This is a genomic window from Streptomyces sp. NPDC127038, from assembly GCF_042725875.1.
GTDB lineage: Bacteria > Actinomycetota > Actinomycetes > Streptomycetales > Streptomycetaceae > Streptomyces.
In genome coordinates, this window is sequence record NZ_JBHXDQ010000027.1 from 1 (window position 1) to 20,814 (window position 20,814).

The 20,814-nt window shown below is 71.9% G+C and carries 19 protein-coding genes; 13 read left to right on the forward strand and 6 right to left on the reverse strand.

Going from position 1 to position 20,814, the window contains the following annotated elements; translation table 11 throughout:
* Positions 1–2 precede the first annotated feature (2 nt).
* Positions 3–1,331 carry a DUF2252 domain-containing protein gene (locus ACFWI4_RS19960; RefSeq protein ID WP_387197861.1) on the reverse strand — a complete coding sequence of 443 codons (1,329 nt, stop codon included), beginning with the start codon at positions 1,329–1,331 and terminating at the stop codon, positions 3–5.
* 265 nt (positions 1,332–1,596) lie between these two features.
* Between ACFWI4_RS19960 and dnaE the strand changes: the two genes are divergently transcribed.
* Positions 1,597–5,136: a DNA polymerase III subunit alpha gene (gene dnaE / locus ACFWI4_RS19965; protein WP_385402466.1), complete on the forward strand. Its 3,540-nt coding sequence runs from the start codon at positions 1,597–1,599 to the stop codon at positions 5,134–5,136.
* 86 nt (positions 5,137–5,222) lie between these two features.
* Here the strand turns inward: dnaE and ACFWI4_RS19970 are convergent, their stop codons facing one another.
* Entirely contained in the window at positions 5,223–5,402 is a 180-nt protein-coding gene (locus ACFWI4_RS19970) for a hypothetical protein (RefSeq protein ID WP_326788325.1), read from the reverse strand.
* Between the two features lie 224 nt (positions 5,403–5,626).
* Here ACFWI4_RS19970 and ACFWI4_RS19975 point away from each other — a divergent pair, with 224 nt between their 5' ends.
* The 4 genes from ACFWI4_RS19975 to ACFWI4_RS19990 all read left to right on the forward strand — a co-directional run bounded on the left by ACFWI4_RS19975 (position 5,627) and on the right by ACFWI4_RS19990 (position 9,691).
* Entirely contained in the window at positions 5,627–6,844 is a 1,218-nt protein-coding gene (locus ACFWI4_RS19975; RefSeq protein WP_385402463.1) for an NYN domain-containing protein, read from the forward strand.
* Positions 6,845–7,021: 177 nt separating this feature from the next.
* On the forward strand, positions 7,022–8,047 hold the full coding sequence (locus tag ACFWI4_RS19980; RefSeq protein ID WP_387197865.1) for an ABC transporter ATP-binding protein: 1,026 nt from the start codon (positions 7,022–7,024) through the stop codon (positions 8,045–8,047).
* Between the two features lie 86 nt (positions 8,048–8,133).
* Positions 8,134–8,955, forward strand: coding sequence for an ABC transporter permease (locus ACFWI4_RS19985; RefSeq protein WP_387198006.1), 822 nt, complete (start codon positions 8,134–8,136; stop codon positions 8,953–8,955).
* A gap of 34 nt (positions 8,956–8,989) precedes the next feature.
* Positions 8,990–9,691, forward strand: a complete 702-nt coding sequence (locus ACFWI4_RS19990) for an AAA family ATPase (protein WP_387197868.1) — start codon at positions 8,990–8,992, stop codon at positions 9,689–9,691.
* 322 nt (positions 9,692–10,013) lie between these two features.
* On the opposite strand, the gene ybaK is transcribed toward ACFWI4_RS19990, so the two are convergent.
* The 4 genes from ybaK to ACFWI4_RS20010 all read right to left on the reverse strand — a co-directional run bounded on the left by ybaK (position 10,014) and on the right by ACFWI4_RS20010 (position 14,296).
* Positions 10,014–10,511, reverse strand: coding sequence for a Cys-tRNA(Pro) deacylase (ybaK, locus tag ACFWI4_RS19995; RefSeq protein WP_385402458.1), 498 nt, complete (start codon positions 10,509–10,511; stop codon positions 10,014–10,016).
* Between the two features lie 17 nt (positions 10,512–10,528).
* A complete protein-coding gene (locus ACFWI4_RS20000; protein WP_385402455.1) occupies positions 10,529–11,269 on the reverse strand; it encodes an LON peptidase substrate-binding domain-containing protein in 741 nt (246 codons plus the stop codon).
* Between the two features lie 11 nt (positions 11,270–11,280).
* A complete protein-coding gene (locus ACFWI4_RS20005; protein ID WP_387197871.1) occupies positions 11,281–12,333 on the reverse strand; it encodes a hypothetical protein in 1,053 nt (350 codons plus the stop codon).
* A 385-nt stretch (positions 12,334–12,718) separates the two neighbouring features.
* Positions 12,719–14,296 carry an oxidoreductase gene (locus tag ACFWI4_RS20010; RefSeq protein WP_385402450.1) on the reverse strand — a complete coding sequence of 526 codons (1,578 nt, stop codon included), beginning with the start codon at positions 14,294–14,296 and terminating at the stop codon, positions 12,719–12,721.
* Positions 14,297–14,470: 174 nt separating this feature from the next.
* Between ACFWI4_RS20010 and hisD the strand changes: the two genes are divergently transcribed.
* Genes hisD through hisF form a run of 8 tightly spaced genes read left to right on the forward strand, consistent with a single transcriptional unit; the run spans position 14,471 to position 20,223 of the window.
* Positions 14,471–15,796: a histidinol dehydrogenase gene (gene hisD, locus ACFWI4_RS20015; RefSeq protein WP_387197874.1), complete on the forward strand. Its 1,326-nt coding sequence runs from the start codon at positions 14,471–14,473 to the stop codon at positions 15,794–15,796.
* Positions 15,793–16,929 (forward strand): histidinol-phosphate transaminase, encoded by a 1,137-nt coding sequence (locus ACFWI4_RS20020; RefSeq protein ID WP_387197877.1) that lies wholly within the window; start codon positions 15,793–15,795, stop codon positions 16,927–16,929. Before hisD ends, ACFWI4_RS20020 begins: the two co-directional genes overlap by 4 nt.
* The gene (hisB, locus tag ACFWI4_RS20025) at positions 16,926–17,519 is read left to right on the forward strand and encodes an imidazoleglycerol-phosphate dehydratase HisB (RefSeq protein ID WP_266757720.1); all 594 of its coding nucleotides are present in this window, start codon (positions 16,926–16,928) and stop codon (positions 17,517–17,519) included. The genes ACFWI4_RS20020 and hisB overlap by 4 nt, the downstream gene beginning before the upstream one ends.
* Positions 17,516–17,680, forward strand: coding sequence for a hypothetical protein (locus ACFWI4_RS20030; protein ID WP_037623340.1), 165 nt, complete (start codon positions 17,516–17,518; stop codon positions 17,678–17,680). The genes hisB and ACFWI4_RS20030 overlap by 4 nt, the downstream gene beginning before the upstream one ends.
* Positions 17,671–18,318 (forward strand): imidazole glycerol phosphate synthase subunit HisH, encoded by a 648-nt coding sequence (hisH, locus tag ACFWI4_RS20035; RefSeq protein WP_385402440.1) that lies wholly within the window; start codon positions 17,671–17,673, stop codon positions 18,316–18,318. Before ACFWI4_RS20030 ends, hisH begins: the two co-directional genes overlap by 10 nt.
* The gene (gene priA, locus ACFWI4_RS20040; RefSeq protein ID WP_387197882.1) at positions 18,315–19,040 is read left to right on the forward strand and encodes a bifunctional 1-(5-phosphoribosyl)-5-((5-phosphoribosylamino)methylideneamino)imidazole-4-carboxamide isomerase/phosphoribosylanthranilate isomerase PriA; all 726 of its coding nucleotides are present in this window, start codon (positions 18,315–18,317) and stop codon (positions 19,038–19,040) included. The genes hisH and priA overlap by 4 nt, the downstream gene beginning before the upstream one ends.
* Complete coding sequence (locus tag ACFWI4_RS20045; protein WP_387197885.1) at positions 19,037–19,471, forward strand: Rid family hydrolase; 435 nt, start codon at positions 19,037–19,039, stop codon at positions 19,469–19,471. The genes priA and ACFWI4_RS20045 overlap by 4 nt, the downstream gene beginning before the upstream one ends.
* The gene (gene hisF / locus ACFWI4_RS20050) at positions 19,468–20,223 is read left to right on the forward strand and encodes an imidazole glycerol phosphate synthase subunit HisF (protein ID WP_385402433.1); all 756 of its coding nucleotides are present in this window, start codon (positions 19,468–19,470) and stop codon (positions 20,221–20,223) included. The genes ACFWI4_RS20045 and hisF overlap by 4 nt, the downstream gene beginning before the upstream one ends.
* Positions 20,224–20,814: the final 591 nt, after the last annotated feature.

Here is a 20,814-nt window from a genome sequence, read left to right on the forward strand (position 1 = left end):
CCCTACAGTCCCGGGATCCGTCCGTTGCGGAACAGGTCCACGAAGATCTGGTGGTCCTCGCGCGCGCGGGAGCCGTAGCTGTGCGCGAAGTCCACCAGGAGGCCGGCGAAGCCGTCCTCGTCGGCCGCGATGGCCGCGTCGATGGCCCGCTCCGTGGAGAACGGCACCAGGTCCGAGTGGCCGCTCTCGTCGTCGGCGGCCGCGTGCATGGTGGCGGTGGAACGGCCGAGGTCCGCGACCACCGAGGCGATCTCCTCGGGGTCGTCGATGTCACCCCAGTCCAGGTCCACCGCGTACGGGGAGACCTCGGCGACCAGCTGTCCCGCGCCGTCCAGCTCGGTCCAGCCCAGCCACGGGTCGGCGTGCGCCTGGAGCGCGCGCTGCGAGATCACCGTGCGGTGGCCCTCGTGCCGGAAGTAGCCGCGGATCGCCGCGTCCGTGACGTGCCGGGAGACGGCCGGGGTCTGGGCCTGCTTGATGTAGATCACCACATCGTTCTCCAGGGCGTCGCTGTTGCCCTCCAGAAGGATGTTGTACGACGGCAGGCCCGCCGAGCCGATGCCGATGCCGCGCCGGCCCACCACGTCCTTCACGCGGTACGAGTCGGGGCGGTCGAGCGAGGACTCCGGCAGCGTCTCCAGATAGCCGTCGAAGGCCGCGAGGACCTTGTAACGGGTGGCGGCGTCCAGCTCGATGGAGCCGCCGCCCGGAGCGAAGCGGCGCTCGAAGTCACGGATCTCCGTCATCGACTCCAGGAGCCCGAACCGGGTCAGCGACCGGGCGTCGCGCAGCGCGTCCAGGAGCGGGCCCTCGGCGGTGTCCAGCGTGAAGGGCGGCACCTCGTCGCTCTTGGCGCCGGTGGCCAGGGCGTGGATGCGCTCGCGGTACGCGGCCGCGTACACCCGCACCAGTTCGGTGATCTGCTCGTCACTGAGCGCCTTCGCGTAGCCGATGAGCGCCACGGAGGCGGCGAAGCGCTTGAGGTCCCAGGTGAAGGGGCCCACATAGGCCTCGTCGAAGTCGTTCACGTTGAAGATCAGACGGCCCTGGGCGTCCATGTACGTGCCGAAGTTCTCCGCGTGCAGATCGCCGTGGATCCACACCCGCGAGGTGCGCTCGTCCAGGTACGGGCCGCCCCGGCGGTCCTGGTCGAGGTCGTGGTAGAAGAGCGCCGCCGTGCCGCGGTAGAACGCGAAGGCGGAGGCCGCCATCTTGCGGAACTTCACACGGAACGCGGCCGGGTCGGCGGCCAGGAGCTCGCCGAAGGCGGTGTCGAAGACGGCGAGGATCTGCTCGCCGCGTTGCTCGGCGCTGAGCTGCGGGACCGACATCGCTGGGTGCCTCCTGGTGCAGGTGCTGCGGGACATGACGGGACGGGCGCGCCGCCCCGGGACAAAGGGTCCGTCCACTTCCAACGGACGAACATACGCGGGAGTGCCCGGGTTCCGGCGCCGAACGCAGGCCTCCGGTCCGGCGCCCCGTCCGACGGTACGGATGATCCTCCGCCGAGTGTCAGTGCCGCGGCATAGACTTCGTCGCTGACCCCCCAGACTGTCCGCAGCCTGTCACCGATGGTTCTTCCTGGAGGCCGAAACCGTGTCGAAGCCGCCGTTCACGCACCTGCACGTCCACACCCAGTACTCGCTGCTGGACGGTGCCGCGCGGCTCAAGGACATGTTCGACGCGTGCAACGAGATGGGCATGACGCACATCGCGATGAGCGACCACGGCAACCTCCACGGGGCCTATGACTTCTTCCACACGGCGAAGAAGGCGGGCGTCACCCCGATCATCGGCATCGAGGCGTACGTCGCCCCGGAGTCCCGGCGCAACAAGCGCAAGATCCAGTGGGGCCAGCCGCACCAGAAGCGCGACGACGTGTCCGGTTCGGGCGGTTACACGCACAAGACGATCTGGGCGGCGAACCGGACCGGCCTGCACAACCTCTTCAAGCTCTCCTCGGACGCGTACGCCGAGGGCTGGCTCCAGAAGTGGCCCCGGATGGACAAGGAGACGATCTCCCAGTGGTCGGAGGGGCTCATCGCCTCCACCGGCTGCCCCTCAGGCGAGCTCCAGACCCGGCTGCGCCTCGGCCAGTTCGACGAGGCCCTGAAGTCGGCCGCCGAGTACCAGGACATCTTCGGCAAGGACCGCTACTTCCTGGAGCTGATGGACCACGGCATCGAGATCGAGCGCCGGGTCCGCGACGGGCTCCTGGAGATCGGCAAGAAGCTCGGCATCCCGCCCCTGGTGACGAACGACTCGCACTACACGTACGCGCACGAGGCCACCGCGCACGACGCCCTGCTGTGCATCCAGACCGGCAAGAACCTCTCCGACCCGGACCGCTTCCGCTTCGACGGCACCGGCTACTACCTGAAGTCCACGGACGAGATGTACGCCGTGGACTCCTCGGAGGCCTGGCAGCAGGGCTGCGCCAACACCCTCCTGGTGGCCGAGCAGATCGACACCAGCGGCATGTTCGAGGCGAAGAACCTCATGCCGAAGTTCGACATCCCGGACGGCTTCACCGAGATCACCTGGTTCCAGGAGGAGGTGCGCCGGGGCATGGAGCGCCGCTTCCCCGGCGGCGTCCCCGACGACCGCCAGAAGCAGGCCGAGTACGAGATGGACGTCATCATCCAGATGGGGTTCCCGGGGTACTTCCTCGTCGTCGCCGACTTCATCATGTGGGCCAAGAAGCAGGGCATCGCGGTGGGACCCGGCCGTGGTTCCGCGGCCGGCTCGATCGTCGCGTACGCCATGGGCATCACCGACCTCGACCCCATCCCGCACGGTCTGATCTTCGAGCGGTTCCTCAACCCCGAGCGCGTCTCCATGCCCGACGTCGACATCGACTTCGACGAGCGCAGGCGCGTCGAGGTGATCAGGTACGTGACCGAGAAGTACGGCGCCGACAAGGTCGCCATGATCGGCACGTACGGCAAGATCAAGGCGAAGAACGCCATCAAGGACTCCGCGCGCGTGCTGGGCTACCCGTACGCGATGGGCGACCGCCTCACCAAGGCCATGCCCGCCGACGTCCTCGGCAAGGGCATCGACCTGAACGGCATCACCGACCCCTCGCACCCCCGCTACGGCGAGGCCGGCGAGATCCGCGGGATGTACGAGAACGAACCGGACGTGAAGAAGGTCATCGACACCGCCAAGGGCGTCGAGGGCCTGGTCCGGCAGATGGGTGTGCACGCCGCCGGCGTGATCATGTCCAGCGAGCCCATCGTGGACCACGCGCCGATCTGGGTGCGGCACACCGACGGTGTGACCATCACCCAGTGGGACTACCCCCAGTGCGAGTCGCTCGGCCTGCTCAAGATGGACTTCCTGGGCCTGCGCAACCTCACGATCATGGACGACGCCATCAAGATGGTGAAGGCCAACAAGGGCGTCGACCTGGAGATGCTCGCCCTCCCGCTGGACGACCCCAAGACCTTCGAACTGCTCTGCCGCGGTGACACCCTCGGCGTCTTCCAGTTCGACGGCGGCCCCATGCGCTCGCTGCTGCGCCAGATGCAGCCCGACAACTTCGAGGACATCTCCGCCGTCTCGGCCCTGTACCGGCCGGGCCCGATGGGCATGAACTCGCACATCAACTACGCGGAGCGCAAGAACGGCCGCCAGGAGATCACGCCGATCCACCCCGAGCTGGAGAAGCCGCTCGAAGAGGTGCTGGCCGTCACCTACGGCCTGATCGTCTACCAGGAGCAGGTCCAGAAGGCCGCCCAGATCATCGCCGGGTACTCGCTCGGCGAGGCCGACATCCTGCGCCGCGTGATGGGCAAGAAGAAGCCCGACGAGCTCGCGAAGAACTTCGTCCTCTTCCAGGAGGGCGCCCGCAAGAACAACTACAGCGACGAGGCGATCCAGGGCCTGTGGGACGTGCTGGTCCCCTTCGCCGGCTACGCCTTCAACAAGGCGCACTCCGCCGCGTACGGACTCGTCTCGTACTGGACCGGCTACCTGAAGGCGAACTACCCGGCCGAGTACATGGCCGCGCTGCTGACCTCGGTCAAGGACGACAAGGACAAGTCGGCCGTCTACCTCAACGAGTGCCGGCGCATGGGCATCAAGGTGCTGCCGCCGAACGTGAACGAGTCCGAGCAGAACTTCGCCGCCCAGGGCGACGACGTGATCCTCTTCGGCCTCTCCGCCGTCCGCAACGTCGGCACCAACGTGGTCGAGTCGATCATCCGCAGCCGCAAGGCCAAGGGGAAGTACGCCTCCTTCCCCGACTACCTCGACAAGGTCGAGGCGGTCGCCTGCAACAAGCGCACCACGGAATCACTGATCAAGGCGGGCGCCTTCGACACGATGGGGCACACCCGCAAGGGCCTCACCGCGCAGTTCGAGCCCATGATCGACAACGTGGTGGCGGTCAAGCGCAAGGAGGCCGAGGGACAGTTCGACCTGTTCGGCGGCATGGGGGACGAGGACACCAGCGAGCCCGGCTTCGGCCTCGACGTCGAGTTCACCACCGACGAGTGGGACAAGGCCTACCTCCTCGCCCAGGAGCGGGAGATGCTCGGCCTGTACGTCTCCGACCACCCGCTCTTCGGCCTGGAGCACGTCCTGTCCGACAAGGCCGACGCGGGCATCTCCCAGCTGACCGGCGGCGAGCACGCGGACGGCGCGGTCGTCACGATCGGCGGCATCATCTCGGGCCTCCAGCGCAAGATGACCAAGCAGGGCAACGCCTGGGCGATCGCCACCGTCGAGGACCTCGCGGGCTCCATGGAGTGCATGTTCTTCCCCGCCACCTACCAGCTGGTGTCGACCCAGCTGGTCGAGGACGCGGTCGTCTTCGTCAAGGGCCGCCTCGACAAGCGCGAGGACGTGCCGCGGCTGGTCGCGATGGAGCTCCAGGTCCCGGACCTGTCGAACGCGGGCACCAACGCACCCGTGATCCTCACCATCCCGGCGCTGAAGGTCACCCCGCCGATGGTCAGCCGGCTCGGCGAGATCCTCAGCCACCACAAGGGCGAGAGCGAGGTCCGCATCCGGCTCCAGGGCCCGAGCAAGACCACCGTGCTGCGGCTCGACCGGCACCGGGTGAAGCCGGACCCGGCGCTCTTCGGAGACCTGAAGGTGCTGCTCGGCCCGGCCTGCCTGGCCGGCTGACGAGCAGTAGACGCAGCGAGGGGCGCATCCCGTGGAGGATGCGCCCCTCGCTGTGTGTCCGGGCCTCAACGGCCCACGCGTCGGCCTCAGTTGTGGCCGAAACGCCTCTGATGCTTACGGGCAACATCAGCGGGGCTGCCCTGGGCCTGCGACATCGGCGACTGCTGTGCCTGCGCCGACGACCGCTGTGCCTGCTCCTGCGCACGCTCGGCCTGCGAGGAGCGGTCCTGCTGGCCGCCCTGCTTGCGATTCTTGTTCTTGGCCATGGTGATCTGCCTCCTGTGGGGGATCTAGGGGCCAGGGCCGCGACCAGATTCACATAGGCTGACAAGCAGCGCATTTCGTAGAATTACCGTGCGTAATAAGACCTGTCGGCAGGTGTTCTTCCGATCCGCCACGCCGAAGATCGAGTTCCGGCCGTTAACCTCCGCACGGTCGGGCAGACTCCAAGGAAGCCCGAAGCAAACCTCCCGGAAAGAGGGTGGATCGCGTGGACCGCTGCATCGTCCTGGTGGACGCCGGGTATCTGCTCGGGGCCGCCGCCAGTCTCCTCGCCGGGGAGCCGTCGCGATCCCGGATCACCGTCGACCACGCCGCCCTCATCCAGGGACTGCGCGAGCGCGCCGAGTCCGACACCGAGCGGCCCCTGCTGCGCATCTACTGGTTCGACGGCGCCCCCGACCGCGTACCGCAGCCCGAACACCGCAGGCTCCGCGTGATGCCGCGGGTCACGGTGCGCCTGGGCGCGCTGACCCGCAGCGACGGGCGCTGGGCGCAGAAGGGCGTGGACGCCGCCATGCACGCCGAGCTGACCGAGCTCGCGCGCAACCGGGCCTGCTCCGACGTGGTCCTCGTGACCGGCGACGGGGATCTGCTGCCGGGCATGATGGCCGCCAAGGAACACGGGGTCGCCGTCCACCTGTGGGCCGTGCAGGCCGCGGACGGCGACTACAACCAGTCTGAGGACCTGGTGGCCGAGGCCGACGAGCGGCGCGTGCTCGACCGTGCCTGGATCACCAAGGCGGTCCGCGCCAAGGAGACGGGCGGGATCTGCGCCCCGCCGCCGGTGCCCCGCCCAGAGATCGCCGCCATCCTCTCCGCGCCGCTGCCCGAGTCGGCGCTCGCCGCCGCGGCCGAGCGCTCCGCCCAGGAGGCCGAGCACCACCAGGCGGCCGAGTCGCAGAACGGCACCCAGGAGCGGGCTTCGGCCCCCAAGGGCGTCCCCACCCCCAAGGACCTGGCCGCGCTCCGCGGACCGGGCACCCAGCCCGCCCAGCACCCCGCGAACGCCACCCTGCGCTGGTCCTCGGACAAGGGCTGGGTCGACCGGCCCGGCGGGACCGTGGAGTCCCCGGAGGCCGCCGCGCTGCCCACGCTCGCCCAGCTCACCTCCGCGGAGCAGCGGTGGGCGGACCGCGAGGAGGACATCACCACGGTCGGCGGCGACCCCTACGAGGTCGGGCAGGTCTTCGCGCGCCGCTGGATGGCACGCCTGACCGACCCGAGCCATCTGCAGAAGCTGTCGGCGATGTATCCGCGGGTCCCCCACCGGGTGGACGGCGAGCTGCTGCGCTACGCGGCCCGGTTCGGGCTGCTCGCGCACAAGGACGACCAGATCGACGAACACGACCGCTACGCGATCCGGGCCGGCTTCTGGCGCGAGATCGACGTACGCACCACACCGGAACACGCCCCGGTCGGAGACTGACCCCGCGCGCGGCCGGAGCCGGGCCGAGGCCGTGCAGGAGGTCCGGCGACTGGCCGAAGCCGTCCGGGGGTCCGCGGGCGCTCGCGGGCACCGGGGGACGTCCGTCGAGGCTCTTGTACGGCGGTGCCACCGGCCCGGTCGCATGACGGGGCCCCGGACCACGTACTCTCGTCCTTCGTGAGTACGCGCACGGCACAGGCAGCACCGACGGGACACAGGGGCGATGTCGTGTGCGCCGTGCGAGGTCTCACCAAGACCTATCCGGCCGTCCGCGGCCGCCGCGGCACCCCCGCGACACCCGAGGTCAGGGCCACCGACGGGATCCGTCTGGACATCCGCCGCGGCGAGATCTTCGGCCTGCTCGGCCCCAACGGCGCCGGCAAGTCCACCCTCGTGCGCCAGCTGACCGGGCTGATGCGCCCCGACAGCGGCAGCGTCGAGATCCTCGGGCACGACATCGTGCGCCACCCCGAGCGCGCGGCCCGCATCCTCGCCTACCTCGGGCAGGAGTCCACCGCCCTGGACGACCTGACCGTGTCCCTCGCCGCCGAGACGACCGGCCGGCTGCGCGGGCTCGACCTGCGCGCGGCCCGGGCCGAACGGGACGCCGTCCTCGACGAACTGGGCCTGACCGCCCTCGCCTCCCGCCCCCTGAAGAAGCTCTCCGGCGGACAGCGCAGGCTCGCCTGCTTCGCCGCCGCGCTCGTCGGCCGGCGCCCGCTGCTGGTCCTCGACGAGCCCACCACCGGCATGGACCCCGTCGCCCGGCGCGCCGTGTGGGCCGCCGTCGACCGGCGCCGCGCCGAACAGAGCGCCACGGTCCTGCTCGTCACCCACAACGTCATCGAGGCCGAGACCGTCCTCGACCGGGTCGCCGTCCTCGACGAGGGACGGGTCATCGCCTGCGACACCCCGGCCGGACTCAAGGAACAGGTCGCGGGCGAGGTGCGGGTCGAACTCGTCTGGCGCGAGAACGCCCCGCTGCACGTCCCCGAGGTCGCCGCGCTGCGCGCCCGCGCCGTCGAGTCGGGCCGCCGCTGGACGCTGCGGCTCGCGCCCGAGGAGGCCCGCGCCGCCGTGGCCACGGTCACCGGCGGGGCCGCGTTCGCCGCCCTCGACGACTTCACGCTGGCCACGCCGAGCCTGGAGGACGTGTACCTGGCGCTCGGCGGCCACGCGACGCAGGGACTGGTGAAGGCGTGAGTGTCCGGGGCGTGGAATCCGTACGGGAGAAGGGCGTCGTACGTGAGCGGAACAGGACGGCTGCCGACGAAGGGGAGCAGTTCGACGTGAGTGCCGTACCCGCGGGAGTTCTGCCGGGCGGCGCGCTGCCCCTGGCCGGGGACGACGGAGCGGCCGAGGAGCTGGGGCCGCGCGCGCGGTTCGCGCCCTCGCTGGCCGCCGTGTACCGGGCGCAGCTCTCCCGCGCCCGCGTCGCTCGGATCCCCCTGCTGTTCGTGGCCACCTTCCAGTCCCTCGGCATCATGATCATGATGCGCGGGGTGGTGGACGGCGGCGCCGAGGCCCGGGCCGTGGTGGCCGGCTCGACCGTGCTGGTCGTCGCCTTCGTCGCCCTCAACCTGCTCGCGCAGTACTTCGGGCAGCTGCGGGCGAGCGGCGGACTCGACCACTACGCGACGCTGCCGGTGCCGCCGGCGGCCGTGGTCCTCGGGGCGGCGGCCGCGTACGCCTCCTTCACCGTGCCCGGAACCTTCGTCACGGCCGTCGTGGGGTGTCTGCTCTTCGGGCTGCCGCTGGCCCATCTGTGGGTGCTGGCCGCGGTCGTCCCGCTCGCGGGCGCCGCGCTCGCCGGGCTCGGGGCCGCGTTCGGCCTGCTCGCGCCGCGGCCCGAGCTCGCCACCCTGCTCGGGCAGCTCGGGATGTCCGCGGCCCTGCTGCTGGGCGTCCTCCCGGCGGACCGGATGCCGGCCCCGGTGCAGTACCTGCGGGACCTGCTGCCCTCGACCTACGGGGTCGAGGCCTTCGCCCGTACCTTCGGGGCCCGTCCCGACTGGCCCGTCGTCCTCGGCGATCTCGCCGTCTGCGCCGGGGTCGGGGCGGTCTCGCTGGCCCTCGCGGCCTGGGCCTACCGCCGGGCGGCCGTCCGGTGACGCGGCCGTCGGCGGGGCCTGGCACGATGGCAGGGTGACCGCTCCGCTGACTCCCCCTCCGCCGCCGCACGAACCGTCCCCCGAGGACCGGCGGCAACCGCACCCCGACTGGCAGGCCCAGCACGCTCCCGGCTCCGCGGCTCACCCCGTGCACCCGGGCGCGTACGAGGTCTCCTACGGACAGGACGGACCCGGCATGAAGACCGAACTGCGGGAGGCCGCCGTGATCACGGTCGCGGTCGCGCTCGCGGGGGCTCTGCTCGGGGTGCTCTGGGCGTGGCTGACACCGCACGTGCCGCTGGTCGCGGACGCCACCGCGGTGTACCTCAAGGACACCGAGGGCGAACAGGCGATCGGCGTCGACGGGACCTTCACGCTGCTCGCGCTGGGCTTCGGCGCGGTGAGCGCCCTGGTCGTGTTCCTGCTGCGGCGGCGTGGCGGTGTGCCCCTGGTGATCGCGCTCGCCCTGGGCGGTCTGCTCGGATCGCTGCTCGCCTGGCGGGTGGGGATCTGGCTCGGACCCACGCAGAACGTGGTCGCGCACGCCAAGGCCGTGGGCAAGGGCGTCACGTTCTCCGCGCCGCTGAAGCTCGGCGCCAAGGGAGCGCTGCTGGCCTGGTCCCTGAGCGCCCTGGTGGTCCATCTCGGCCTCATGGCCCTGTTCGGCCCCCGCGACCCCGACCCCTACGAGCAGTACCCCTACCAGCAGAGCCCGCCGGGACCTCCGGCCGCCTAGGCCGGACCTGGAGCGATCCCCGGCCGCCAGGGGAGCCGGGGCCGGCCGGGCGCCGGGTGCGTGGCGGCCGGGCCGGCCCCGGGGTGCGGGTACGGGTCACGCGGGACGGCGGCCGTGGTTGGAGCGGCCCTTCTTGATGCGCCACTTGCGTTTGCGGGTTCTCTTCGACATGCCCCTCGTGCTTAACCGAGGAAGCGGTGTCCGTCGAGGGGCCGCGCGGACCGCCCGGAGCCGCGACGGCCGCCTTCGGCCACGGGGCGCGGGCCGGTACGGCGACGGGCCGGTACGGCGGTACGCGGACGAGGCCGGCGTGGGCGGCCGGTCAGGTGCGTCCGACGGGCGCGGACACTGCGTCGGTGAGCCGTGCGAGGTCGGCGGGGGACAGCTCGACCTCCATGCCGCGGCGGCCGGCCGAGACACAGATCGTGGCGTGCTCCGAGGCCGAGGAGTCCAGCACCGTACGGAGCGTCCTGCGCTGGCCGAGCGGCGAGATGCCCCCGCGGACGTACCCGGTCGTGCGTTCGGCGGCCGCCGGGTCGGCCATCGCGGCCCGTTTGCCGCCCACCGCCGTGGCCAGGGCCTTGAGGTCCAGGGAGCCCGCCACCGGTACGACCGCGACCACGAGCGCGCCGTCGACGTCCGCCACCAGGGTCTTGAAGACCCGCTCGGGCGACACGCCCATCGCCTCGGCCGCCTCGTCGCCGTAGGACGGGTGGGAGGGATCGTGCTCGTAGGCGTGGACGGTGAACGGGACACCCGCCTCGGTCAGCGCCACCGTGGCGGGGGTGCCGCCGGACTGCTTCTTCGCCTTCTTGGCCATCGGTCGTCTCGCAAGCGTCAGTTCAGGCTCGTCGGGCCGCGCGTCAGGTCCGACGCGGGCAACGACGGCAGATTACGGATGATGGCCGTCTCGGCGCGCAGCACCTTCAGCTCCTCGCGCAGCCGCGAGGCCGTGTCGGGTGTCTGGAGCAGCCGCTGCCTGGACGGGACGTCCAGCATCACGGCGGCGGCGACGAGATAGGAGACGACCGCCGGTTCGTCCGGCAGGTCCGCGCCGGTCGACAGCGAGCGCTCTCGCGCCCCGGCCAGCCGCTTCTGGTACTGCCTGAAGGCACGCAGGACACCCTCGGCGAGCGCGCCCGCCTCGTCGCCCAGGTCCTCGGGCAGCTCCTCCAGCTCGGCCGTCAGGAACGCCCCGGAGGTGTCCACCGACAGCAGCCGGACCCGGGTCGTGCCGGTCGCCAGCACCTCGAAGCTGCCGTCGGCGCGCTCCCGGATGGTCGCCGCGTCGGCGACGCAGCCCACCTCGTGGAAGGCCTTGAGCGGATCGTCGCCGAACCCGGCGGCGGGCCCGCGGTCGGGCACGGCCGTCCCGTCGGGCATGCCGGGCGCGCTGGGCGAGACCTCATGGCCGTCGCGGACGGCGACGACGGCGAATCGGCGGGATTCGTCCTCGGGCGTCTTGAGCAGTTCGCGCATCATGGCGCGATAGCGCTCCTCGAACACGTTCAGAGGCAGCACGAGCCCGGGGAACAGCACCGAGTTCAGGGGGAAGAGCGGGAGCCGGACGGTGGTCACGACGGGAAAGCCTAATGGTCGACGGGGTGGACGAGTCCGCCGTACCCGAACCGCGGACGCCGCCGGGGGGCGCTGTCGCGCAGCGGAAGCCCCGAGGCGACCTCCAGCCGGACCTCGTCGCGCAGCTCCAGGTACCGGCCGAGCGGGTCCTCGGAGACCTTGGCCCAGGGGAACGAGGTCACGTACGGGCCGATGAGGCGCAGCTGCTCCAGCGCGTCCTGCCAGCGCTCCAGGCGCACCAGGACGTACGCCAGCAGGTTGCGCACCTCGGCCGGCCACGGGTCGGCGGCGGCGTAGGCCGCGGACACCGAGATCGCGAGGTCGGCGGCGGCGTCCAGGCGCTCGCGCGGGACCTCGGGCCCGCCGCCCTCGGTCAGATAGGCGAAGGCGGCGCGCACCGGCAGCGCCTGGACCAGGGAGCCGGGCAGCGCGTCCTGCGCGGCGGGCTCGGCGAAGTCGAAGCACTCGCTGTGCGAGCCGTACCAGGCGGCCGAGAGGTACTGGAGGGCCGCCACGTGACAGCCGTAGTGGTGCGGGGAGCGCCGGACGGCCTGGGCCCACAACTGCTCGAACTCGGTGTGCCCGACGTTGGTGCCGCGGGCGTGGTCGAGCGCGATCCGCCACGGCACGGGGTCGCGCGGATCGCCCTCGGCGGCGGACGTGATCAGCGGGCCGACCTCGCGCAGCAGTTCCACCCGCGCGGGCGACTCCCAGCCGCGCCGTACCGCCAGTTCGGCCCGGACGAGGAGGGCGTCAGGGTCGTGCGGGTCGTCGGCCTGCCAGCGCCGCAGCCAGGTGTCGCGGGACCGGGCGAAGGCCGCGAGACGCATGGCGTAGCGGTCGCGGTCCTCCCACTCGGCGGATCCGCGGGTGGCGGCCAGCAGTCCGGCCGCGGGGGCGTAGTCGCCTCCGGCCGCCGCGACGAGCACGGGCGCCAGCCGGTGGTCGGGGGCGTCGAGCAGCACCTCCTCGTCGGCCGGCAGTCCGGCGGCGAGGCGTGAGGTGTGCCGTGCCATCCGGGCGGTGCGGAGGAGCGCGCTCAGTAGTGCCATGGTGACGACCATTGAAAACCGCAGGTCGGGGCTGTGCCAGTGGTGATCGGTGACGCTTTCGTAAAACCGTTTGGTTGTGCGCGATGCGGTCAAGGACCGGTAAAGGCGTCGTGTGAGGAGGGTGAGAGAGGGCCATGGAAGGGGGAGCGAACCGGCGTATCGGGGGGCGCGCGGAGTCCGGAGCGGCGCGCGACTCCAGCGCACACGGCTCGAACCGGCGCACCGGAGATCACGCCAACCCCGGCCGGAACCCCCTCCGAGCCCACCGTGAGAGCGGGGGCGGCCGTGCGGCCGGATGCGGCGGCGCGGTCCGGGTCGGCCGTGCGGGGGGACGGGGGTGGCCGTGCGGTCCGGAGCGGCCGTCCGGTGCGGCGTCCGTCGCCGCGGCCCTCCGGGGTCAGCCGCGGCGGAGGAGGCGGGTGGCGCCCGCGGCCACCGTCGTCGCCAGGATCCAGCCGAGGAGGACCACCACCGCGGCCAGCCACTGCCAGCCGCCGCGCAGCTGCCAGTTGCCCGCCTGGCCCAGGTCGATGACGGGCAGCAGCAGATCCAGGGCGTAGAGCGAGGCGTTCCACGCGGGGTGCCCGCCGTTGACCGCCTGGTGGCCCGCGTGCGCGAAGGCGACCGACGTCGTCGCCCACAGCACCGCCATCCACAGGGCGGCACGCCCGGGCCGGTACCCGTAGGCGACCGTCCAGTCCTGGGCGTAGCCCCAGAGCTTGGCGGCGGGCGGCAGCGTCTCGCGGCGCCGGCGCTGCTTGGCGAGCAGCACCTCGCGGGCGTCCTCGTCCTCGCCGGAGTCGCGCAGCACCGCGGCGAGCCGCTCGTAGGGCTCCGGGGCGTACTCGGCGGTCGCCGCCGCCACCCACTCCAGACGCCTGGTCAGCGGGAAGGCGCCCTGCGGGACCAGGTTCTCGTACGTGAAACCGCCCATGTGCAGGCTGCCGGGGCCCGGCCAGCTGGTCGCCCGGTCCACCAGGTTGACGATCCGAGCGCCGGACAGCACGACCTTCCCGCGCTCGGGCCGCTCCCCGAGGAAGCGCAGTTCGGGCGTCTGGACCCGCAGCAGCGACAGCTCCTGGTCGTCGTCGAAGGTGAAGCGCGCCCGGTCGAGGTCGACCGCGTCACCGAAGCGCCCGTCGTCCAGCCGGATCCCGCCCTGGCACTCGAACCGCTGCACCAGCGTGCCGCGCGCCGGTGTCGTGCCGCTGGTCATCAGCGGATTGCCGAGGCCCGCGGGGGTCATGTAGAGCGTGCGGTTGACGGTCAGCTGGGGGGCGTTGAGGGCCAGCCGGGTGTACGGGTTGCTGAGCCTGCTGCCGCGCAGGCTCAGCGACACGCCGACGGTCGCGCTGCGCAGACTGAGTTCGCCGTGCGACTCCAGCATCTCGGCCTGGAGGTCCTGTCCGACCGTCATGCCGTCGCCGGTGAGCGAACGCCCCCGCCGGTCCCGGTAGACGACGGCCTGGTTGAGCAGCAGGTCCGTACCGATGTGCGCGTCGGTCAGCCGTACCCCGTTGTGGAAGTGGCAGCGCGGCAGATGCAGATCGCCCTCGGTGTGCAGCCGGGCCGCCTCCAGCCGGGGCACCGAGCAGTCCTCCAGCCGCAGGGTCGTGAACCGGGACTCCGGCAGCAGCACCTCCTTCTCGAACCGGCACCCCTTCAGCTCCACGTACGGGACCACGGTGCCGCCCGCGAGGTCGAGCACCCCGGTGATCCGCACGCCCGTCAGCTTCAGGGAGGCGACCCGGCCCTGGAGCGGGGGCGGCCCGTCGAGCAGCAGCCAGGCCACTATCCGCGCCCGCACGCTGCGCTCGGGCCCCCAGGGGTGGCCGCCGTGCGGATCGTCGACGGTCGAGTCACCACTGCGCAGGTCGTACACGCTGCCGTTGCGGAACGCCTGCCACATCCCGGCCTCGGCGGCCGTCAGCTCGTCCGGCAGGTCCCCGGTGCGCAGGTCGGCACCCTCGGTCACGGCACGTCACTTCCTCCCCGACTACTCGCGGGTACGTACGTTCGTGCAATGCCCGCTCAGTGACGGCGCGAACGCGCCTGGTGAAGGGGATCATCCGCCGGGGCCGGGGACGGCCTGTATCAGCCACTGATACAGGCGTCCGGCGCCTCCGAGCAGTCTGAGAGAATTGTCCTCGTGATCTCCCGAATCGATCTGCGCGGCGACGCCCTCCCCGAGGGTCCCGCCCTGCGCGACCTGCTGCCCCGAGCCGACTTCGACGTCTCGGCCGCCCTGGAGAAGGTGCGGCCGATCTGCGAGGCCGTGCATCATCGCGGGGACGCGGCGCTGATCGACTACGCGGAGAAGTTCGACGGAGTGCGGCTTGAGTCCGTGCGGGTTCCCGCGAAGGCGCTCGCCGACGCCCTGGAACAGCTCGACCCGGCCGTGCGCGCGGCGCTGGAGGAGTCCATCCGCCGCACCCGTCTCGTCCACCGCGCACAGCGCCGTACGACGCACACCACCCAGGTCGTGCCCGGCGGCTCGGTCACCGAGAAGTGGGTGCCGGTCGACCGCGTCGGGCTGTACGCGCCCGGCGGCCGCTCGGTCTACCCCTCGTCCGTGATCATGAACGCGGTCCCGGCACAGGAGGCCGGCGTCCCGTCCATGGCGCTGGCGTCCCCGCCGCAGAAGGAGTTCGGCGGCCTGCCGCACCCCACGATCCTCGCCGCGTGCGCGCTGCTGGGCATCGACGAGGTGTACGCGGCCGGCGGGGCCACGGCCGTCGCGATGTTCGCGCACGGCACCGAGTCCTGCCCCGCCGCCGACATGGTCACAGGACCGGGCAACATCTGGGTCGCCGCGGCCAAGCGCTACTTCACCGGCAGGATCGGCATCGACGCCGAGGCCGGTCCGACCGAGATCGCCGTCCTCGCCGACGACACCGCCGACCCGGCGCACATCGCCGCCGACCTGATCAGCCAGGCCGAGCACGACCCGCTCGCCGCCGCCGTCCTCGTGACCGACTCGGTCGCCCTCGCGGACGCCGTCGAGAAGGAGCTGGAGCCGCAGATCGCGGCCACCAAGCACATCGACGACCGGATCGTCCCGGCCCTGAGCGGACGGCAGTCCGCGATCGTCCTCGTCGACGGGATCGACGAGGGCCTGCGGGTCGTCGACGCCTACGCCGCCGAACACCTGGAGATCCAGACCGCGGACGCGGCCGCCGTCGCCGACCGGGTCAGGAACGCCGGAGCGGTCTTCGTCGGCCCCTGGGCCCCGGTCTCGCTCGGCGACTACGCGGCGGGCTCCAACCACGTGCTGCCCACCGGCGGCTGCGCCTGCCACTCCTCGGGCCTGTCCGTCCAGTCCTTCCTGCGCGGCATCCACATCGTCGACTACACGAAGGACGCGCTCGCCGACGTCGCCCATCACGTGGTGACGCTGGCGGAGGCGGAGGACCTGCCCGCGCACGGGGCGGCAGTGAAGGCTCGGTTCGGCTGGAAGGTACCCGAGGGCAAGTGACAGGCATCGACGATCTCCCCGTACGGGACGAGCTGCGCGGCAAGACCCCCTACGGCGCACCCCAGCTCGACGTCCCCGTACGTCTGAACACCAACGAGAACCCGTACCCGCTGCCCGAGCCGCTCGTCGAGCGGATCGCCGAGCGGGTCCGCGAGGCCGCCCGCGGCCTCAACCGCTACCCCGACCGGGACGCGGTGGAACTGCGCACCGAGCTGGCCGCCTATCTGACGAAGACCGGCAGGCACCCGGTGGGCGCCGAGAACGTCTGGGCCGCCAACGGCTCCAACGAGGTCATCCAGCAACTGCTCCAGACCTTCGGCGGACCCGGCCGCAGCGCGATCGGCTTCGAGCCCTCGTACTCGATGCACGCGCTCATCGCGCGCGGCACGGGCACGGCCTGGATCTCGGGCCCCCGCAACGAGGACTTCACCATCGACCTCGCGGCCGCCGAGCGGGCGATCGCCGAGCACCGGCCGGACGTCGTCTTCGTCACCACCCCCAACAACCCGACGGGCAACGCGGTCCCCGCGGAGACCGTCCTCGCGCTGTACGAGGCCGCCCAGGCGGCGAAGCCGTCCATGGTCGTGGTCGACGAGGCCTACATCGAGTTCAGCCACGGCGACTCGCTGCTGCCCCTGCTCGAAGGAAGGCCGAATCTCGTCGTCTCCCGGACGATGTCGAAGGCCTTCGGCGCGGCGGGACTGCGTCTCGGCTACCTCGCCGCCGCCCCCGCGGTCGTGGACGCCGTCCAGCTCGTCCGGCTGCCGTACCACCTGTCGGCCGTGACGCAGGCGACCGCGCTGGCCGCCCTGGAGCACACCGACACCCTCCTCGGCTACGTGGAGCAGCTCAAGGCCGAACGGGACCGGCTGGTCACCGAACTGCGCGCGATGGGCTGCGAGGTGACCGAGTCGGACGCCAACTTCGTGCAGTTCGGCCGGTTCGCCGACTCCCACGAGGCCTGGCGCAGGATCCTCGACCGGGGCGTCCTGGTCCGGGACAACGGCGTACCGGGGTGGCTGCGGGTCTCCGCCGGAACCCCGAAGGAAAACGACGCGTTCCTCGACGCGGTACGTGAACTACTGGGCCCTGCGGGGAACGACCCCGCATCCCCGAAGGAGCAGAGCGCATGAACCGCGTAGGACGCGTGGAGCGGGTGACGAAGGAGACGTCGGTCCTCGTCGAGATCGACCTCGACGGCTCCGGCAAGGTCGACGTGGCCACCGGTGTCGGCTTCTACGACCACATGCTCGACCAGCTCGGCCGGCACGGTCTGTTCGACCTCACCGTGAAGACCGAGGGCGACCTGCACATCGACTCGCACCACACGATCGAGGACACCGCCCTCGCCCTCGGCGCCGCCTTCAAGCAGGCGCTCGGCGACAAGGTCGGCATCTACCGCTTCGGCAACTGCACCGTCCCGCTGGACGAGTCCCTCGCCCAGGTGACCGTCGACCTCTCCGGCCGGCCCTACCTCGTGCACACCGAGCCCGAGAAGATGGCGCCGATGATCGGCGAGTACGACACGACGATGACCCGGCACATCCTGGAGTCCTTCGTCGCCCAGGCCCAGATCGCCCTGCACGTGCACGTCCCCTACGGACGCAACGCGCACCACATCGTGGAGTGCCAGTTCAAGGCACTGGCCCGGGCCCTGCGTTACGCCTCCGAGCGCGACCCCCGCGCAGCCGGCATCCTCCCCTCCACTAAGGGCGCACTGTGACAGGCCTTTCCAGCATTCTCATCGTCGTCGGTCTCTTCCTTGCCGGAGGGATCTACTCCTTCGTCAAGCAGGACATGCCCAAGAGCCTGGTCGTGCTGCTCTCCATCGGTGCCGCGATGTGCCTCGTCGCGGGCGTCATGCGGCTGGAGGTGTGGAGTTGAGCCCTTCCAGGAAGGTCGTCGTCTTCGACTACGGCTTCGGGAACGTACGGTCCGCCGAGCGCGCCCTCGCCCGCGCGGGCGCCGACGTCGAGATCACCCGTGACTTCGACACCGCGATGAACGCCGACGGGCTGCTGGTACCGGGCGTCGGCGCCTTCGCCGCCTGCATGCAGGGCCTCAAGGAGGCGCGCGGCGACTGGATCATCGGCCGCCGGCTCTCCGGCGGACGCCCCGTCATGGGCATCTGCGTCGGCATGCAGATCCTGTTCACCCGCGGCATCGAGCACGGCGTGGAGACCGAGGGCCTGGACGAGTGGCCGGGCACGGTGGGCCCCCTGGAGGCCGACGTCGTGCCCCACATGGGCTGGAACACCGTCGAGGCCCCGGAGGGCTCCGAGGCCTTCGCCGGTCTCGACGCCGACGCGCGGTTCTACTTCGTGCACTCCTACGCCGTGCACGACTGGTCCCTCGAAGTCGGCAACCCGCTGCTGCGCGCCCCCCTGGTCACCTGGTCCACGCACGGCAAGCCCTTCGTGGCCGCCGTCGAGAACGGCGCCCTGTGGGCCACCCAGTTCCACCCCGAGAAGTCCGGCGACGCCGGAGCCCAGCTCCTCACCAACTGGATCGGAACACTGTGAGCAAGCTCGAACTCCTCCCCGCCGTCGACGTCCGCGACGCCCAGGCCGTCCGCCTCGTGCACGGCGAGTCCGGGACCGAGACCTCCTACGGCTCCCCGCTGGAGGCCGCCCTGGCCTGGCAGAGCGCCGGCGCCGAGTGGCTGCACCTCGTCGACCTGGACGCCGCGTTCGGCACCGGCGACAACCGCTCGCTGATCGCCGAGGTCACCAAGGCGATGGACATCAAGGTCGAGCTGTCCGGCGGCATCCGCGACGACGACACCCTCGCCGCCGCGCTCGCCACCGGCTGCACCCGCGTCAACCTCGGCACCGCCGCCCTGGAGACCCCCGACTGGGTCGCCAAGGTCATCGCCGAGCACGGCGACAAGATCGCGGTCGGCCTCGACGTCCGCGGCACGACCCTGCGCGGCCGCGGCTGGACCCGCGACGGCGGCGACCTCTACGAGACGCTGGCCCGCCTCGACTCCGAGGGCTGCGCCCGCTACGTGGTCACCGACATCGCCAAGGACGGCACGCTCCAGGGCCCGAACCTGGAGCTGCTGCGCAACGTGTGCGCGGCGACCGACCGCCCGGTGGTCGCCTCCGGCGGTGTGTCCTCGCTGGACGACCTGCGCGCCATCGCCGAGCTCGTGCCGCTCGGTGTCGAGGGCTCGATCGTCGGCAAGGCCCTGTACGCCAAGGCGTTCACGCTGGAAGAGGCCCTGGCGGCGGTAGCCCGGTGAGCGCCGTACGCCGCGTTGCGACCGGCTCGCCGGCGGAGGAGGCCTTCGGCTACTCCCGCGCGGTGGAGCTGCCGAACGGCCTGGTGCTGGTGTCCGGCTGCAGCTCGATCGTCGACGGCGACGTCGTCGAGGACGGCCCCTACGAGCAGACGGTCAACGCCTTCGGTGTCGCGTTCGCGGCCCTGGAGCGGATCGGCCTGGGCCGCCAGGACGTCGTCCGCACCCACGTGCACATCACCCACGCCCGGGACGTCGATGAGGTCGGCCGCGCCCACAAGGCGCTGTTCGACGACATCCGCCCCGCCGCTTCCATGATCATCGTCGAGGGTCTGGTGGACCCGCGGCTGGTGGTCGAGGTCGAGGTGGAGGCGTTCCGCGCGGTCCCCACGGAGCAGACGGTCCCCACGGAGCAGGGAGAGTCGCAGTCATGACCCTGGCGGTCCGAGTGATTCCCTGCCTGGACGTGGACAACGGCCGGGTCGTCAAGGGCGTCAACTTCCAGAACCTGCGCGACGCGGGCGACCCCGTCGAGATGGCCAAGGTGTACGACGCCGAGGGCGCCGACGAGCTCACGTTCCTGGACATCACCGCGTCCTCGGGCAACCGTGAGACCACGTACGACGTGGTGCGCCGCACGGCCGAGCAGGTCTTCATCCCGCTGACGGTCGGCGGCGGTGTCCGCACCGCAGAGGACGTCGACAAGCTGCTGCGGGCCGGCGCCGACAAGGTCGGCGTCAACACGGCCGCCATCGCGCGTCCCGACCTCATCCGCGAGATCGCGGAGCGGTTCGGCCGGCAGGTGCTGGTGCTGTCGGTCGACGCGCGCAGGACCGGGGACGGCTCCTTCGAGGTGACCACCCACGGCGGCCGTCAGGGCACCGGCATCGACGCCGTCGAGTGGGCGCACCGGGCCGCCGAGCTGGGCGCGGGCGAGATCCTGCTCAACTCGATGGACGCCGACGGCACGAAGGACGGCTACGACATCGAGATGATCGAGGCCGTCCGCAAGCACGTCACCGTTCCGCTGATCGCCAGCGGCGGCGCGGGCCGGCTCGACCACTTCCCGCCGGCCGTCGCGGCGGGCGCCGACGCGGTGCTGGCCGCGTCCGTCTTCCACTTCGGCGACCTGAGGATCGGCGAGGTCAAGGAGACCCTGCGGGGGGCGGGACACGCCGTCCGCTGAGGATTCTGGCCGGGGGCCTCGGGCGGGAGCCCTGGCGCCGGGGGCTGTTGAGCGCCGCCGGCCTCGGCCGAGGTGGCGTGCGGCGCGGTGGCCCGCGTTGCGGTGGCCCGCGCGCCGGCGGCCTGAGCCGTAGCGGCCTGCGTACCGGAGGCCTTCGCACCGGGGGTCTTCGCCGCGGTGGGCCGCGGTGGGTGGCCTGCTCGGTCGCGCACAATGCACGGAACGGCCCGGGGCCGGCAGCCGACGCTGCCGGCCCCGGGCCGTCGTCGTGTTCCGGGGAGGCGTGGCCCGGCCTCGGCGGCGTTCGGGATTCGGCGTCGGGCTTGTCGGCCCGGCCCCGGGGGTCGGGAGAGTGGCTGTAAGCCTGATCCCGAAGCCCATGGGGGTGGGCTGTGGGCGTCCGGCCCCGGTGCCCGTGGGAGTGGGGGCTGTGGGTTCGGTCCTGGGGGTCGTGGGAGTGGGCTCTGGGTCCGGTTCCGGGGGTCGGGAGAGTGGCTGTGGGCCTGATCCCGGAGCCCGTGGGGGTGGGCTGTGGGCCCGGGTCCAGGGGGTCGTGGGGGTGGGCTGTGGGCCCGGGTCCAGGGGGTCGTG

Coding starts and splice junctions, on each gene's coding strand:
- ACFWI4_RS19960 (WP_387197861.1), bottom strand. CDS start 1,331: ATGTCGGTCCCGCAGCTCAGCGCCGAGCAACGCGGCGAGCAGATCCTC.
- ACFWI4_RS19970 (WP_326788325.1), bottom strand. CDS start 5,402: ATGGCCAAGAACAAGAATCGCAAGCAGGGCGGCCAGCAGGACCGCTCC.
- ybaK (WP_385402458.1), bottom strand. CDS start 10,511: ATGGCCAAGAAGGCGAAGAAGCAGTCCGGCGGCACCCCCGCCACGGTG.
- ACFWI4_RS20005 (WP_387197871.1), bottom strand. CDS start 12,333: ATGGTCGTCACCATGGCACTACTGAGCGCGCTCCTCCGCACCGCCCGG.
- hisB (WP_266757720.1), top strand. CDS start 16,926: ATGAACCGCGTAGGACGCGTGGAGCGGGTGACGAAGGAGACGTCGGTC.
- hisF (WP_385402433.1), top strand. CDS start 19,468: ATGACCCTGGCGGTCCGAGTGATTCCCTGCCTGGACGTGGACAACGGC.